The following is a 15,603-nucleotide window of genomic DNA, read 5'->3' as shown; positions in this document are numbered from 1 at the left end:
CATGATCCTGCGGTCGTTGCTCGTCGCCGTCGTCCTGCCCGTCACTTTCGGCGCATCCGCCCAGCCGGCCCCGGTGACGAACTCCCGCATGGCGCCCACCCTCGTGCAGCCGGGCGCTGATACCGCGCTCGACGAGAGGCAGGCGAGGGAGTGGGGGCTTCGCTCGGAGGAATGGACGCGTTACCGGCAACTGATGCAGGGGCCGCTCGGCGTCTATTCGCCACAGCTCGATCCGCTCACGGCGCTGGGCATCGAGGCCCGCAGCGAGGAGGAACGCAGGCGCTACGCGGAGCTGCAGGTGCAGGCCGAGGCCCGGCGCGTCGGCAAGACGCTGGCCTACCAGCGGGCCTACGACGAGGCGTGGCAGCGCCTGTTTCCCGGCCAACCGCGCGTGGGCTTGCCCGGAGCAAAGGAGCAGGGGGCCGGGAACACCGGCTCCGGGCGCCTGGCGGTCTTCGTCAAGGCCGACTGCGCACCGTGCGCGCAGCGCGTACAGCAGTTGCAGGCAGCCGGCACGGCCTTCGATCTCTACATGGTCGGCAGCCGTCAGGACGATGCGCGTATCCGGCAGTGGGCCACCCAGGCGGGCATCGATCCGGCCAGGGTGCGCGCCCGCACGATCACGCTCAACCATGACGCGGGGCGCTGGCTGTCGCTCGGCCTGCCCGGTGATCTGCCGGCCGTGGTGCGTGAGGCGAACGGCGAATGGCTGCGGCAATAGGGCTCTTCGGCCGGGAGCTCCGGCTATCCGGCGTCGCTCTCCGCTTCGTCAGCGCCGTGTTGCTGCTCGCGACCGGGGGCTGGTCGTTGGGTGCCTTGGCGCGTGAGGTGCCACCGCCGGCCTATCAACTGGCGGCGCATCGCGCAGAAGTGCCGGCGGCCGTGCTGTACGCAGTGGCCTTGCAGGAGAGCGGCACCCGGCTGCGCGGGCGCCTGATCCCCTGGCCGTGGACGCTCAACGTCGCCGGCGCGCCACAGCGCTACGCCACCCGCGCCGACGCCTGCGCCGGGCTGCACCGTGCGCTCGCCCACACGCCGGCCAATCGCATCGACGCCGGCCTCGGCCAGGTCAATCTCGGCTACCACACGCATCGCTACACGCAGCCCTGCGAGCTGCTGGACCCGTACCGCAACCTCGCCATCGCTGCGGAAATCCTGCGCGAACAGCACACGCCGGGTGAGGACTGGCTGCTTGCCATCGGCCGCTACCACCGGCCCGCCGGCGGGGCACCCGCGGCGCGCTACCGGCGCAGTGTGCATCGGCACCTGACCCGCGTGCTCGACCCCGACGTTCCCGTTCCAACCCTCCAGGCCACCACGCCATGAACCACATCGTCCTCATCGCCGCCATCGGGCTGCTGTCCACGACCACCGTCTTCGCCCAGATCGCCTCCGCGCCGTTGATCGTCGTCGAAGACCGTGGCGGCGACTCCGCGCTGCCGTACTACCGGTCGCTGAATCCCCAGCCGGATCAGGCCGCGCCGCCGGCCCCAATGCCAGCCCCTCGCGCGGGCAACACGGCCGACGCCGAAGCCGCCATGCTGCCGGTGCGCTCGGCGCAACTGTCGCCGGGCGAGGTGCAGCGCCGCGTCATCCGGGCGCCGGGCCTGACGGCGCTGTTCCTGATCGGCGACGACGAGCGTTCGCGCGCCTGGCTGCGGCAGCGGCAGGCCGCGCTGCGCGAGCTGCAGGCCGTGGGCCTGGTGGTCAACGTGGAGTCGATGGCCGCGCTGACGGCGCTGCGCAGGCTGGCTCCCGGTCTGACCCTCTCGCCGGCCTCCGGCGACGACCTGGCCCAGCGCCTGGGCCTGCGCCACTACCCGGTGCTCATCACGTCCACCGGCGTCGAGCAGTAGGTGCGCAAATGGCCCAACCGCACGCGGTCGAGGTTCTGCTGCGGCCAGCGGTGGAGCTTTACACCGTGGCGGTCTGCACCGGCGCCGCGATTCTGTGCCTGGTGGCACCGTGGTCGCTCGCGCTGAACCCGCTGCTCGGCCTGGGCTCGGCGCTGGCTTTCCTGACCTTCGGCGCGATTCGCCTGCGCGATGCCTGGGCGATCCTGCGCTATCGCCGCAACATCCGCCGCCTGCCGCGTTACGTGATGACCAGCCGCGACGTGCCGGTGAGTCAGCAACGGCTGTTCGTCGGCCGGGGCTTTCGCTGGGAGCAGCGGCACACGCACCGGCTGATGCAGACCTACCGGCCGGAGTTCCGCCGTTACGTCGAGCCGACGGCGATCTACCGGGCCGCCCGGCGGCTGGAGGAGCGGCTTGAGTTCGCGCCGTTTCCCGTCTCGACGCTGGCGCGCGCGCTGGCCTGGGACAGCCCGCTCAACCCGGCGCGGCCGCTGCCGCCGGTCGGCGGACTGCCGCGCCTGCATGGCATCGAGCCGCACGAGGTCGACGTCACTCTGCCGCTGGGCGAGCGTGTCGGCCACACCCTGGTGCTGGGCACCACGCGCGTGGGCAAGACGCGGCTGGCCGAGCTGTTCATCACCCAGGACATCCGCCGCAAGGTCCGCGGCGAGCACGAGGTGGTGATCGTCTTCGACCCCAAGGGCGATGCGGACCTGTTGAAGCGCATGTACGTCGAGGCCAAGCGCGCCGGGCGCGAAGGCGAGTTCTACGTCTTCCATCTGGGCTGGCCGGACATCTCGGCGCGCTACAACGCGGTGGGCCGGTTCGGGCGGATCTCCGAGGTGGCCACGCGCATCGCCGGACAGCTCTCGGGCGAAGGCAACAGCGCCGCGTTCCGCGAATTCGCCTGGCGCTTCGTCAACATCATCGCGCGCGCCCTGGTCGAGCTGGGGCAGCGGCCGGACTACCTGCTGATCCAGCGCCACGTCATCAACATCGACGCGCTGTTCATCGAGTACGCCCAGCACTACTTCGCCAAAAACGAGCCGAAGGCCTGGGAGGTCATCGTCCAGCTCGAAGCGAAGCTGAACGACAAGAACATCCCGCGCAACATGATCGGGCGCGAGAAGCGCGTGGTAGCCCTCGAACAGTACCTGTCGCAGGTGCGCATCTATGACCCGGTGCTCGACGGCCTGCGCAGCGCCGTGCGCTACGACCGGACGTACTTCGACAAGATCGTCGCTTCGCTGCTGCCGCTGCTGGAGAAGCTCACCACCGGCAAGATCGCGCAACTGCTCGCACCGAACTATTCCGACCTGTCCGACCCGCGGCCGATCTTCGACTGGATGCAGGTCATCCGCAAACGCGCGGTGGTCTACGTGGGGCTGGATGCGCTGTCCGACGCCGAAGTCGCGGCGGCGGTGGGCAACTCGATGTTCAGCGATCTGGTCTCGGTCGCCGGCCACATCTACAAGTTCGGCATCGACGACGGGCTACCCGGCGCCGCGGTGGGCGCCAAGATTCCGATCAACGTCCACGCCGACGAATTCAATGAACTCATGGGCGACGAGTTCATTCCGATGGTCAACAAGGGCGGCGGTGCCGGCGTGCAGGTGACGGCCTACACGCAGACCTTGAGCGACATCGAGGCCCGCATCGGCAACCGTGCCAAGGCCGGCCAGGTGGTCGGCAACTTCAACAACCTGTTCATGCTGCGCGTGCGCGAGACCGCCACCGCCGAACTGCTGACGCGACAACTTCCCAAGGTCGAGGTGTACGCCACGGCACTGATGAGCGGCGCCACCGACAGCTCCGATCCGCAGGGCAACACGGCGTTCACGTCCAACACCCAGGACCGCATCAGCAGCAACAGCGTGCCGTTGATCGAGCCGGCGCATGTGGTGGCGCTACCCAAGGGGCAATGCTTCGCGCTGATCGAGGGCGGCAACCTCTGGAAAGTCCGCATGCCGCTGCCGGCACCCGACCCCGACGAAGCCATGCCGAAGGATCTGCAGGAGCTGGCCGGCTACATGCGGCAGCACTACGTCGAGGCAGGAGACTGGTGGGAGACCCAAGGCATCCCCGGCCTGCAGGACAAGGCGCTGCCCGACGACCTGCTGGACGACTTCAAGCAGATGGCCGCCGCTGAAGAGGCCGAAGCATGAGCGATCCGGCCGTCGCGGCCCAGCGCCAGCAGCAACGACAGCAGGGCCTGATCGCCGGCCTGGTCACGCTGCCGTTCCGCTTCTTCGGCGTGCTGTGCGGCGCGCTGCTGCTGTGCATCCTGATCGAATGCGTCGGCATGCACTTCTTCTGGCCCGATCAGGGTTGGCGCCACGCGCAGGGCATGCTGCACCACGAGCTGGATCAGCTCTCGGAGAACTTCACGCGCAGCGCGCTGGTGCAGGAGCCGGGGCGCACCGCGCACCGGCTGGTCGAGCAGGGTTACGACTGGCTGTTCGTGAAGAGCGGTCTGTTGGACTGGATACGCGACGCCTCGGCGCAGGCCAGCGCCGGCAGCCATCGCCCGACCACGGATTTCCGCTACTACATCGGCTTGGTCTACGTGAACGTGGAGAGCTACCTGATCGCGGCGGCCTACACGACGCTGGTCTTCCTCGTGCGGCTGCTGGTGCTGTGCCTGACCCTGCCGCTGTTCCTGATGGCTGCCTTCGTCGGGCTGGTGGACGGCCTGGTGCGCCGGGACATCCGCCGCTTCGGCGCGGGACGCGAATCGGGGTTCATCTATCACCGCGCCAGGGCCAGCCTGATCCCGCTGGCCGTGCTGCCGTGGGTGACTTACCTGGCACTGCCGGTCAGCGTGAACCCGCTGCTGATCCTGCTGCCCAGCGCCGCATTGCTCGGCGTGGCGGTGTGCATTGCGGCGGCAACGTTCAAGAAGTACCTGTAGTGCAACCGGTAAGTGGCTCCACGGCGCGAATACGGTTTGCACACTATTTCGGCAATGACATCGACGTGCCATAAGGTAGCAAGGGCAGCCCTAACTCCTTGAGGAATTCGTTGTGCCGCTCGGTGGCCGTCTTGATTTTTTGATCCAACAAAATCAGTTCTGAATGCACCGCCGCGACGTCGATCTCCTCCTCGGCTTCTGCCGTACTCACGTAGCGCGAAATGTTGAGGTTGAAATCGTTCTTCTCGATCTCCTCCATGCTTACACGGCGCGCGTAGCGATGCTCTTCCTTGCGGAACTGGTACGTGTCGATGATCTTGTCGATGTGCTCGGGCAAGAGCTGGTTCTGCCGCTTGCCCTTTTCATAATGCTCGGCTGCGTTGATGAACAGCACGTCGTCCGGCTTCTTGCACTTCTTCAGCACCAAGATGCACACCGGTATGCCGGTGGAGAAGAACAGGTTGGACGGCAAGCCGATCACGGTGTCGATGTGACCGTCCTTGAGCAGCTTGGTGCGGATGCGCGCTTCCGCGCCGCCACGGAACAGCACGCCGTGCGGCAGGATGATGGCCATCACGCCGTCCTGCTTCAGGAAATGGAAGCCGTGCAACAAGAAGGCAAAGTCGGCCGCCGACTTTGGAGCCAGGCCGTGGTTCTTGAAGCGCACGTCCTCGCCGAGCGCATCGGTCGGTTCCCAGCGATAGCTGAAGGGCGGATTAGCCACCACGGCGTCGAACTTCGGCATCTTGGCCGGGTTGGTTTCCCGCAGAATGTCCCACTCGTTGAGCAGGGTGTCGCCGTGGAAAATCTCGAACTCCGAGTCCTTCACCCCGTGCAGCAGCATGTTCATGCGAGCTAGGTTGTAGGTGGTGATGTTCTTTTCCTGGCCGTAAATCTTACCAATGCCGTGCGGCCCCATCAGGCGGCGCACGTTGAGCAGCAAGGAGCCCGAGCCGCAGGCAAAGTCGAAAACGCTATCCAGATGCGAGCGCTTGCCGGTGGCTGGCTCCTGGCTGTCCAGCGTGACGATGGTCGACAAGATGTCTGAAATACGCTGCGGCGTGTAGAACTCGCCGGCCTTTTTGCCCGAGCCTGCCGCAAACTGGCCGATCAGGTACTCGTAGGCATCACCCAGCGTGTCGCTATCGGTAGAGAACTGCCCCAGCCCCTTGGCGATCTCGGCGATGATCTTGCACAGGCGGGCATTGCGCTCGCTGTAGGTCTTGCCCAGCTTGTCCGACGCCAGATTGATCTCCGAGAACAGGCCCCGGAAGGTGCTGGCGAAGGACTCTTCCTCAATGTACTTGAAGCCCTTCTGCAAGGTATGCAGCAGCTCGGCATCCTGCGTGCGCGCCATCTCGGCGATGTTGCCCCACAGGTATTGGGGTTCGATCACGTAATGCACCTTGCGGCGCATCTGCTTCTCGAATTCGGGTACGTCGTCCAGATTTTCCTCGTACCACGCTTGAAGCGGCGTATTCACGCCGGTCTGCCTCAACACATCGGAAGGAAGGTCTGGATAGTCCGATCCCAGCTCCTTCTGCGCGGCGGCCTCGTAGTTGTCCGACAGATAGCGCAGGAAGAGAAAAGCCAGCATATAGTCGCGGAAGTCGTCCGCATTCATCGCGCCACGCAGCTGGTCGGCAATGGCCCAGAGGGTCTTGCCCAGTTTTTGCTTTTCGGATTCGGTCATGGTGTACCTGCTGTTGCAGCCTCAGGGTGCAGAGGGAACAAATCGGGATTGAAGGGGTAGCGATTCAGGAAGTCGTTCAGAATCTTCTTGAAGTAAGCCTTGTTCTCATCGAGCATCTGCTGCGGCTCATACAGCGAGTAGTTGCCGTGACTGAGGATGTTGATCAGACGCGCGTGCAAAATGCCGTCCGGGTCATCATCGTCTTGCCTGATGCAGGCAGAAAAGTTTTTGTGGCCGTGAAAACTCGCCGTCTTCTCCAGAATCGTGCGCAGCATGTTGAAATGGTGCGTGAACAAGCGATCTTCCTGTGCAGCCTGATAGAGTTCCGCCAAGGCCGCAACGTGGTGGAAGAAGGGCGTATCGCCCTCTTCGGGCCGCAGCAGATAGCCGCCGTTAGCCGGGTGCTTGTTGATCACATAGCGGCGCGCCTTGCCCAGCTCATTGCAGAGCACATTGAAGAACAAGGTGTGGTGCGTGGAAATTACCGTTTTGAGCCGGTTGTCCTGCCGCTTGAGCAACTGCGTCAGGTGATTGGCGACGGCAATGGCGTTGTGTTCATCTAGCGACGAGATCGGATCGTCGATATACAGGTACTTCACCCATTGGTACGCCTCGATATCGGCGTCCATCGCCAGTTCGACCACAGCCAGAAAAAAACACCAGATGAAGATGTTTTCCTCGCCGCGTGACACCTTGATGTTGTCAACGTTCTGGCCATCCACCAGACGCGAAAAGCGTACCGCCCACTCTGGGCCCTCGGTGTCGATACGGAAGTCGAAATCCGCGTAACGCCGCAGTAATGGGCGGATGCGGTTGTCCATCTCCAGATCGAACAGGCCCTGGAAAAAGCGTGACTCCTTATTGAGCAGCAAGCGCCGGTCCGCATCGCCTGCCAGATCGTTGTTCCAGTGGAACAGGTCTTCAGTGAATGCGTTGAAGTACAGGGTATCGCGGGCATCGTCCTGCTTGCCCATGTCCTTGAAGGCCATGGACAGTCGCGTCTTGCCGGTGCCGTTGTAGGCATAGAGCAGGACGGCTTTCTTGTTTTCCAGCTCGCTACGCAGATGAGCGGCCAGCGCGGACAGGTCAGCGAAGGATTGGGCGGGCTTCATGCGCCCACCTCATCCAGCGTCGGGAATAACTGCTGCATCAGGCCCTTTTTGTGGGTCTTGAGGGCATCGATTTTCTGGGTTTGGGCGGTGATCAGATCGTCGAATGAGGATAGGCAATCAGCGATAACTTGCTGCTCTTTCGCCTCTGGAACGCGAAATTTGTATTTCTTTAGTTGATTGCCGTTTATCGAGTTAATAGTTGCACCCAAATCAGCGGCCACCTGCCTCTCATATGCTTCCGTTTGGAAAAGCTGAATGATGAACTTTGCCGCACCTGATCTAAATACAGTCATGAATGCGCCATGAGTGCATGGTGGCATGTCTTCGGGGATGAGCGCGTTTTTTCCGATCAGTGATTTTGAGCCATTACGGACGCAGATCAAAATATCGTTTGGCAGAGATGGGCTGGCGCCTTTTATATCTGACCTTACATAAACATTGTCATCCAAGACGATTCGACCATCCTGAACATTCGATGACCGCAAGACCAAAAGACCTTCATCGCGCACATCATCGGGGCTGTACGTCAATCCGGAGACAAGTTCACCTAACTGGTCAAGAGCCTTCACCTCCCACCCACCCGCTCCCCGAAACTCCGGAAACCGCAGCCGTGGCACGGTTTCGCCTTCGCGGGGGAAAAGCTGCTGCATCAGACCCTTTTTGTGGGTCTTGAGGGTGTCCAGCTTTTGGGTTTCCGCCGCGATCAGATCATCCAGCGAAGACAGGCAGTCGGCGATTTTTTGTTGTTCTTCTGGCTTGGAAACAGGAAGTGGCAACCCCATGAAATCATCATTTGTGATGCTCATACGGTCATGGCGAGCACCCGTGCTCGATGCTTGACGCATATACTGATGCCAATGCGTCGATTTGAAGTAGTGGGCGTATATATCGTTCTGCGTGTTATTGAACCTGAATACCGTATACAACGGCGACATCACGCCGAGACCTATTCTGTTCTTCGAGATAGGTCCAACGGGGGCTGTAGAGGAGATACGGGGGTTATAAACATAATCTCCCTCCTCAACGATGTAGTAGCCCTCAAGGTTTCCTTGGTTGGCAATATCCTTGTCGAAGAAGTCGCGCTGGTCAATCACGCCATATTCAGCAGAATTGGTCAAAACACGGGTGATATCGCCGTCGGTATTTTTTTTGGTTGAGCGTCTTGCAAGTCTCCCGAGTGACTGAAAGCTCCAGGACTGGTCATCGAAAAACTCGGGGAACCGCAGCCGTGGCACCAACGGTTGTTTTTTATTCTCACTCATGCCGCTTGCTCCTGTGGCCGTGCCACGATGGCCTTGAACAGGTTCCCTGCCCGGTCGTCGATCAGTTCAATCTGCGGCCATGCCCTTAAAGCGCGCAGCAGACCGCTGCCCAGTCCGCGATACGGCAGCAGCTTGGCGGCAAAGGACGCCAGAATCGGGTTGCGCATATTGGAGTTGCCCGCCTTGATGTTTTCGATGGTCAGGTTGTTGGGCAGATGACCAGGGCTGATGATCTCGACCCGATCGGCAAACACCAACACGCGCACCGGCGCGCTGATGAAGTAGTCGCGGTGGATGAGCGCGTTGGCGACCAGCTCTTCCCAGACGATGCGCGGAATCTCCGATTGGCCTTGGGAGTTGAAGCCCTGTTCACCCTGAGTGGCACGGGTGTTAGCGACGATGAAGCCGAGCGTCTGCTGGAATACATCGGCCAGCTTACCGGTGATGTCGCGGCTGTCGATGTAGCGCTGGTCTTCGATCTCATTGCCGACAAAAGCCACCGCCTTGACGATGAAGGCAGGCAGTGCGTACTGCGGCGCTTTGGCAAACAGCAGACTGCCCGCCACATTGAGCTGCCCGTGGTTCATCAGGTTCATGTTGGTCAAGAGCTGCGGCAGCGGTTGCTTGTGCTGGGCGAGCGGCTCGCCAAATTGCTGTTCGAAAAAGGTTGCGAAATAGGGCAGGTCCACATCGCCCGCGCTCAAGCCCGCCACGGGCGTTTCATCCGCATGTACCAGACCCGCCTGTTGGAACAGGCGCTGGATTTCCTCACGCGAGGTGGCGCGGCGCTTGTCCGAGCCGTTCTTCACCCAGATGGCTCCGTTCTTGTCCATGTAGGGTTTGCTGACGCCTTCCACAACGGTGACCACCATCACGGTGCCGTTGGGGTGCGGCACATTTTCGGTGAGCGGGTTCACCGCAGGCCGCACGTTTTGTGAGGCACTGTTGGAGATGAGCTGGTTCAGGCGGTCAATGTCCGCGTGAGACAAGCCCAGCACCGTGCCGTCGTTTTGCACGCCAATGAAAATCTGCCCGCCAGCGGTGTTGGCGAAGGCCACGATCTCCGCCGCCAGCGCGTCGGCATTGGTGAAGTTCTCTTTGAACTGATGGCGACTGTCTTCGCCACGGCTCAAGCAGTCGATCAGTTCTGTGGTTTCCATAGGTTGTAAACCTCTTTGCGTCGGTTGAAGGCTTCCTGGCCTCCTTCCATGATGTTGATGATGGCGTCCTGCACGGGACGAGCGTCGATGCTGCCGCTTTGTACGGCGACTTGCTCATCCTGATAGCGGCAGGCATGCACTTGCTCCGCATCACCCAGCACCGGAAAGTTGGCGTTGTGGGTGGCGAAGATGAATTGGGCGTGAGGCTTCATCTCGCGCAGCAGCTTGATCACGTCGTCGTAGATGGTCTGGTTGTCCAGATCGTCTTCCGGCTGGTCAATGATGATCACGTCGTTCTGGCGCTGGCTGAGCACATATAGCAGCAACGCGGAAGCACGCTGCCCGAGCGAGTGGTGCTTGAGTTCCTTGCCGCGATAGCGAATGACGAAACGGTTAGGCACCTGATAGACCACGAACTCCATCAGGTTTTGCATGAAAGTCTTTTCGAAAACCTCCGGCGTGCTGCCCGCTTTTTTCAAGGCGTTTGGCAAATCACGCAGCAGCCCGCCGAAATCGGCGTAATCCTCCATCACGGCGCGCAGGGTGGTTTCGCGGATGTTGCTGCCCTTGAAGAGCTGCTGCATGAAACTGATGGCGGCTTCCTTGTCGCCTTTGAAGTCGGCTTCGATCTGCAGGGCGGTATGGCCAGCGTTCACCCGATCCAGTTCGGCCTTGATGGCGTTGAACTCGCGCAGCCACAGGCCGTTGAGCTTGTCGATCTCGGCAAACAGTGCGTCGCGGATACTGCTTTGCTGGCTTTCCTGCTTGGCGAGCGCCTCCAGCATTTGCTCCGCCTTGGTTTTACGCTGCTGTTGGGTCAGGAAGTCATCCGGCTGGATGGCCGTCATGCCGGTCTGCTTGAGTTCCTGAGCCAGCTGACGTTCGACCTGGGCAAACTCTTCCTGAAGACTCTGGCGCGCGGCATCGAACTCGCCTTGTTTGAATTGAAGCCGGGAGGTAACAGCGCGGGCCTCCTGCTCGATTTGCTTGAGCTGATCGACTTTGGCAACGAGATTGGCAAATTCGGCGTGATAAGCAGTGAAGAAGTCGGGGTTCTGCTTGGAGACGTAGCTCGTGGCATTACGCAGATCGTCTTCGTGCTCGGCGATCAATTGCCCCAAGGCGAGCACGAAGCTGTTTGCCCGCTCCTTCATGCGTGCCAGTGCACTGGCATCCTGCTGAAAGCCAAGGCGCTTTTGCAGCTTATCGGCAACCCCGTACTCTTCAAATTTCTTCAGTCGGAAGTTGGCATCGGTGAGCTGGGACTCGTAATCACGCCTGAGTTCGGCAGTATTGCTGAGCTTGAGCCAGCGCTGCGCAGCATCACGCACATGCTGGCGTTGGGTTTCGATTTCGTCTCGCAGTGTGCGGAGCTTTTCGCCCACCAGCTTTTCCACTAGATCGGTCTCGAAACCTTCGCCGGTGCTGGAAAGGTCTTTCTGCCCGAAGTAGATCGGACGGCGCAGCACGGTTTCCCGGATCGATACACCGGGCTGCAATTTGCCGTCCAGATAGACGTTCGGCGCTTCGCGAAAAATGCGGGAGATGGTGAATTCCTGTCCGTATACGTCACAGGCCGTCAGCGTCACCTTACCGCCGCTGCCCAGAGTGTGGCGGATCAGTTCATCCTTGTACTTGGTGTCCTGCGCTTTCTCCCCGCGAGGAATATCGAGAGCGTAGCGCACTGCTTCCAGAATGGAAGACTTGCCGCTGCCCCGGATGCCGATCAACGTGTTCAGTTCAGGCGAGAAATGCAGCGTTTTCCCGTCAAGGATGCCCCCATCAAAGTGAATGCTGCGGATGTGCGATGCGAGATGCTTGGGCGGCTCCGTGACGACCCGCGAAGCAGGATCGCTCAGAGCAAACTTGACCGCCTCAAAGGACAGTTCACCCAATTTGAGGTAACAGGCTTTGCCCCGCCCGATTTCATCTATCCGCTTGGGATCGCTGCCTTCCAGCTCGGCTGGATACCAATCTTCGAGCCAGTTCTTCACCTTGGTGCGACATGGCCTATCTTTGCCGGCACCATCATGGGTACGTACCTTCTGGAAGCCAAGCGTGCGACGACGGAAGAATTCGTTTCGGCCCAACTCGGCGAAGCGACCACCATGCATTTCCACCCAAAGACCACTGCGCTCTTCTACGTGTGCAAAGACGAGGAAAAAGTCACGGTTGTAACTTTCGAGTTTCTCAATTGTCGCTTTAAGCGACAGTGATGAACGGCCATTTTCCTGCTCATATTGCGCCGGAACTTGGCCTTGAAACGCAATTGTTAAGAATGGATTAATGTGATCATGCCCATCAACGAGCCATTCATCGGAAAAAACAACAAGGGTATGAATACCATTGTTTCCATCATCGACTGACAACTCGACACCGGGCAACAGCGCAATATCCTTCTTCTGCGCTGTCTTGCGCAGCGCTTTGAACTCCTCGAAATCGAACTTGTTGTGATTGGTGATGACGCCCAGCTGGATTCCTGCTTTCTCCAGCGCGTTCACATAATTGCTGTTGTAGAAGTTGTCATCGCCTGTGTACTTGAACTCACGATCTGCGCGGGTGTGCAGATGGAAGTCCGCACGAACCCACTGCGCCCCCTGTGCAAAGACGGTTCCCATCATCGCCCCTCCTCATAGGCAGCCAAACCAGCAATCTCTCGACCCTGGGCGAGCTTGTGCAGCAGTGGTGCCAGCTCTTCCATCAGGGCCAACTCTTTCTGCGTGCGCGCTTTCCAGCCAAGGTTTAGCGGGGCCATCAACTCCGAAAGGCGCTCGCCATCAAAAATGCGGCGGCGCAGAATTTCATCGACAAAGGCTTGTAGCGCCGATACGTCCAGTGCATGGCGGTTTGCGATATCGGTGAGTTCCCGTGTTTTTTTCTCTGCCTTGAAGCGGTCGAATCCGCTGCGGATCTGCTTTTCGTCCAGGGCTTCATTGACTGGCAGGCCACGGATGTACTCGGCGATGTCCTCGCGCTCGTCGATGAACTTGGCATCGGACTGAATCAGGCCGATGAGCTGCTCACGGTTCATGGTGAGCTTGCCGGGCTTCTGCTGGGTCAGCTTGGCGATGAGGCCCATGATGTAGTCGTAGTCGATCACGCTTGAGGCGAAGAGTACGAATTCGAAATCAAGCTGCTGCACTTCTGGCGGGGTCTGGTCGCGATCCTGCTGTTCCTTCAAGCGCTTGGCCGTTTCGAGGTACACACCTTTGAAGCCCTGCATCTGATCGGGTGGCGCAATCTGGGTGATCTGCGCCTTCTGCTCATCCGAGAGATCGGTATATTGATCGAGCTGGGTCTTGAGGCGCTGTACTTCCTTGAACAGATTGACGAACTGCGCCCGTGCGGCATCGCCTTTCAGGTTGGCCACGTCTTCCGGCGCATTGCCCACGCCTTGCGACTGCATGAAGTCAGCCAGCTTCTGTGTGGCGGTTTGCAGGTTATCGATGACCTTGGGCGCAGGGTCTACCAGCCAGATTTCACGCGGGTTGTCGATCTTCTCGCCAGAGAACAGTGCAATCGCCTCTTCGACCGGCCTTTGCTGCTGACGGAAGTCGAGGATGTTGCCATAGGGCTTGCTGTCGTTCAGCACGCGATTGGTGCGCGAAAACGCCTGGATCAAACCGTGATGCTTGAGGTTCTTATCCACGTATAGGGTATTGAGGTACTTGGAGTCGAAACCGGTGAGCAGCATGTCCACCACGATGGTGATGTCGATCTTTTGCGCGGCGGGGAGATCGCTGTTGGGGTACTGCTGATCCTTTATGCGCTTTTGCACATCCTGGTAGTACAGGTCGAACTCGCTGATGCGATGGTTGGTGCCAAAGCGCGTGTTGTAATCGGTCACGATGCGCGTGAGCGCCGCCTTCTTGCCTTCGGGGTCTTGCTGGTTATCTTCTTTCTCTTGCGGCAGGTCTTCCTGAATCTGTTGTACGTCCTTATTTCCCTCGGCAGGTGGAGAGAATACGCAGGCAATGTTCAGCGGACGGAACTCAGGGTCTTGCTCGGTCTTTTGTTTTTGAATCTCCGCGAACAGTTCGAAATACTCGATGGCATCGTTGATGCTGGCTGTTGCCAACACCGCGTTGAACTTGCGGCCATTGGTCGCTGCATCGTGCTTGGCGAGAATGGTTTCAATGACCTTGGGCTTGGCCACACATTCACCAGGCTTGGGAGGATTCTTGCCTTCGGGCTTGAAGTAATCCACGTGAAAGCGCAGGACGTTGCGATCCTCGATGGCGTGGGTGATGGTGTATTGATGCAGGCAACGCTGGAAGAGGTCGTCGGTCGTGCGGTAACTGGCCTGCTGACCTTCGATCTGCTGGTAGCTGGCGTTCTTCTCGAAGATGGGTGTGCCGGTAAAGCCAAAAAGCTGGGCGTTGGGGAAGAACTCCTTGATGGCTTTGTGGTTGTCGCCAAATTGTGAGCGGTGGCATTCATCAAAGATAAACACCATGCGCTGGTTGCGTAATGGCTCCAGCCGCTCCTTGTAGTTGCGCTTGTTGGCCCCATCCAGAGCCAGGCCCAGCTTCTGAATGGTGGTGACGATGACTTTATCGGCGTAGTCATCCGACAGTAGGCGGCGCACCAGTGTCTCGGTGTTGGTGTTCTCTTCGACGCAGCCTTCCTGAAAGCGGTTGAATTCCTCGCGAGTCTGGCGATCCAGGTCTTTGCGATCCACCACAAACAGACACTTGTCGATGTCCGGATTGTCTTTGAGCAGGGTGGACGCCTTGAACGAAGTCAGCGTCTTGCCTGAGCCGGTGGTGTGCCAGATGTAGCCGTTGCCGCAATTCTGGTGGATGCACTCCACGATGGCTTTGACGGCATAGATTTGGTATGGCCGCATCATCAGCAGCTTCTGCTCGCTGGCCACCAGCACCATGTAGCGGCTGATCATTTGCCCTAGAGTGCACTTTGCTAGGAACTTCTCGGCAAAACTATCGAGCAGCGTGATTTTCTTGTTGTCTTCGCTGGCAAACTGGTAAACCGGCAAGAAGCGCTCATCTGCGTTGAAGCTGAAGTGCCGTGCGTTGTTGTTGGCGAAATACCAAGTGTCAGTGCGGTTGCTGACGATGAAGAGCTGCAGGAAGCACAGCAGTGTCTTGCTATACCCATTGCCGGGGTCAGTCTTGTAATCAACGATCTGCTGCATGGCCCGGCGCGGGCTGACCGCCAAGGTCTTCAGCTCGATTTGCACCACCGGTACGCCGTTGATGAGCAGCATCACGTCGTAGCGGTGATGGCTGTTGTCAGTGTTCATGCGCAACTGGTTGACGACCTCAAAGTCGTTCTTGCACCAGTCCCGGATGTTCACCAAGGTGTAGTTCAGCGGCGTACCATCGTCGCGCTCGAAGCTGTTGATGTTGCGCAGCGTCTGGGCGGCGTTGTACACATCAGGCGTGATCACGCTGTCGAGCAGGCGCTGGAATTCGCTGTCGGTCAGGCGAACGCGGTTGAGGGTCTCGAACTTTTCGCGGAAGTTCGCCTCCAGCGCGGCACGGTCGCGGATATCGGGGCGATACGTGTATTTGAGATCTTCCAGTGTGGCAATCAGATCTCGTTCGATTTGGTTTTCTGTTGTCGTCATGAACCTGCCCCCTTCCTTC

The 15,603-nt window shown here is 60.0% G+C and carries 11 protein-coding genes; 5 read left to right on the top strand and 6 right to left on the bottom strand.

What is annotated here, in order from left to right; genetic code table 11:
* The first annotated feature begins 1 nt into the window (after nt 1).
* From ACZ5PP_RS02035 to ACZ5PP_RS02015, 5 genes are read left to right on the top strand one after another with little or no spacing between them, the layout of a single operon-like run.
* Entirely contained in the window at nt 2-721 is a 720-nt protein-coding gene (locus ACZ5PP_RS02035; protein WP_464826662.1) for a TIGR03759 family integrating conjugative element protein, read from the top strand.
* Nucleotides 706-1,326 (top strand): lysozyme family protein, encoded by a 621-nt coding sequence (locus ACZ5PP_RS02030; protein WP_464826661.1) that lies wholly within the window; start codon nt 706-708, stop codon nt 1,324-1,326. Before ACZ5PP_RS02035 ends, ACZ5PP_RS02030 begins: the two co-directional genes overlap by 16 nt.
* Nucleotides 1,323-1,856 (top strand): integrating conjugative element protein, encoded by a 534-nt coding sequence (locus tag ACZ5PP_RS02025; RefSeq protein WP_464826660.1) that lies wholly within the window; start codon nt 1,323-1,325, stop codon nt 1,854-1,856. Before ACZ5PP_RS02030 ends, ACZ5PP_RS02025 begins: the two co-directional genes overlap by 4 nt.
* Nucleotides 1,857-1,864: 8 nt before the next feature.
* Nucleotides 1,865-4,021 carry a type IV conjugative transfer system coupling protein TraD gene (gene traD / locus ACZ5PP_RS02020; protein ID WP_029133603.1) on the top strand — a complete coding sequence of 719 codons (2,157 nt, stop codon included), beginning with the start codon at nt 1,865-1,867 and terminating at the stop codon, nt 4,019-4,021.
* Nucleotides 4,018-4,767 carry a TIGR03747 family integrating conjugative element membrane protein gene (locus ACZ5PP_RS02015; protein ID WP_464826659.1) on the top strand — a complete coding sequence of 250 codons (750 nt, stop codon included), beginning with the start codon at nt 4,018-4,020 and terminating at the stop codon, nt 4,765-4,767. Before traD ends, ACZ5PP_RS02015 begins: the two co-directional genes overlap by 4 nt.
* 43 nt (nt 4,768-4,810) lie before the next feature.
* Here the strand turns inward: ACZ5PP_RS02015 and ACZ5PP_RS02010 are convergent, their stop codons facing one another.
* Genes ACZ5PP_RS02010 through ACZ5PP_RS01985 form a run of 6 tightly spaced genes read right to left on the bottom strand, consistent with a single transcriptional unit; the run spans nt 4,811 to nt 15,584 of the window.
* Nucleotides 4,811-6,460: a type I restriction-modification system subunit M gene (locus tag ACZ5PP_RS02010; protein WP_464826658.1), complete on the bottom strand. Its 1,650-nt coding sequence runs from the start codon at nt 6,458-6,460 to the stop codon at nt 4,811-4,813.
* A complete protein-coding gene (locus tag ACZ5PP_RS02005) occupies nt 6,457-7,572 on the bottom strand; it encodes an AAA family ATPase (protein WP_464826657.1) in 1,116 nt (371 codons plus the stop codon). Before ACZ5PP_RS02005 ends, ACZ5PP_RS02010 begins: the two co-directional genes overlap by 4 nt.
* The gene (locus tag ACZ5PP_RS02000) at nt 7,569-8,834 is read right to left on the bottom strand and encodes a restriction endonuclease subunit S (protein ID WP_464826656.1); all 1,266 of its coding nucleotides are present in this window, start codon (nt 8,832-8,834) and stop codon (nt 7,569-7,571) included. Before ACZ5PP_RS02000 ends, ACZ5PP_RS02005 begins: the two co-directional genes overlap by 4 nt.
* Nucleotides 8,831-9,994, bottom strand: coding sequence for an RNA-binding domain-containing protein (locus ACZ5PP_RS01995; RefSeq protein ID WP_464826655.1), 1,164 nt, complete (start codon nt 9,992-9,994; stop codon nt 8,831-8,833). The genes ACZ5PP_RS02000 and ACZ5PP_RS01995 overlap by 4 nt, the downstream gene beginning before the upstream one ends.
* A complete protein-coding gene (locus tag ACZ5PP_RS01990; protein ID WP_464826654.1) occupies nt 9,976-12,615 on the bottom strand; it encodes a TrlF family AAA-like ATPase in 2,640 nt (879 codons plus the stop codon). The genes ACZ5PP_RS01995 and ACZ5PP_RS01990 overlap by 19 nt, the downstream gene beginning before the upstream one ends.
* On the bottom strand, nt 12,612-15,584 hold the full coding sequence (locus ACZ5PP_RS01985; RefSeq protein WP_331705478.1) for a type I restriction endonuclease subunit R: 2,973 nt from the start codon (nt 15,582-15,584) through the stop codon (nt 12,612-12,614). The genes ACZ5PP_RS01990 and ACZ5PP_RS01985 overlap by 4 nt, the downstream gene beginning before the upstream one ends.
* Between the last annotated feature and the right edge of the window lie 19 nt (nt 15,585-15,603).

The organism is Thauera sp. DNT-1 (assembly GCF_055393985.1).
This window is presented reverse-complemented; position numbering and strand designations above follow the sequence as displayed.

Bases quoted from the DNA above. Each gene is read 5' to 3' on its own strand.
- ACZ5PP_RS02035 (WP_464826662.1), top strand. From the start codon at position 2: ATGATCCTGCGGTCGTTGCTCGTCGCCGTCGTCCTGCCCGTCACTTTC.
- ACZ5PP_RS02030 (WP_464826661.1), top strand. From the start codon at position 706: ATGGCTGCGGCAATAGGGCTCTTCGGCCGGGAGCTCCGGCTATCCGGC.
- ACZ5PP_RS02025 (WP_464826660.1), top strand. From the start codon at position 1,323: ATGAACCACATCGTCCTCATCGCCGCCATCGGGCTGCTGTCCACGACC.
- traD (WP_029133603.1), top strand. From the start codon at position 1,865: ATGGCCCAACCGCACGCGGTCGAGGTTCTGCTGCGGCCAGCGGTGGAG.
- ACZ5PP_RS02015 (WP_464826659.1), top strand. From the start codon at position 4,018: ATGAGCGATCCGGCCGTCGCGGCCCAGCGCCAGCAGCAACGACAGCAG.
- ACZ5PP_RS02010 (WP_464826658.1), bottom strand. From the start codon at position 6,460: ATGACCGAATCCGAAAAGCAAAAACTGGGCAAGACCCTCTGGGCCATT.
- ACZ5PP_RS02005 (WP_464826657.1), bottom strand. From the start codon at position 7,572: ATGAAGCCCGCCCAATCCTTCGCTGACCTGTCCGCGCTGGCCGCTCAT.
- ACZ5PP_RS02000 (WP_464826656.1), bottom strand. From the start codon at position 8,834: ATGAGTGAGAATAAAAAACAACCGTTGGTGCCACGGCTGCGGTTCCCC.
- ACZ5PP_RS01995 (WP_464826655.1), bottom strand. From the start codon at position 9,994: ATGGAAACCACAGAACTGATCGACTGCTTGAGCCGTGGCGAAGACAGT.
- ACZ5PP_RS01990 (WP_464826654.1), bottom strand. From the start codon at position 12,615: ATGATGGGAACCGTCTTTGCACAGGGGGCGCAGTGGGTTCGTGCGGAC.
- ACZ5PP_RS01985 (WP_331705478.1), bottom strand. From the start codon at position 15,584: ATGACGACAACAGAAAACCAAATCGAACGAGATCTGATTGCCACACTG.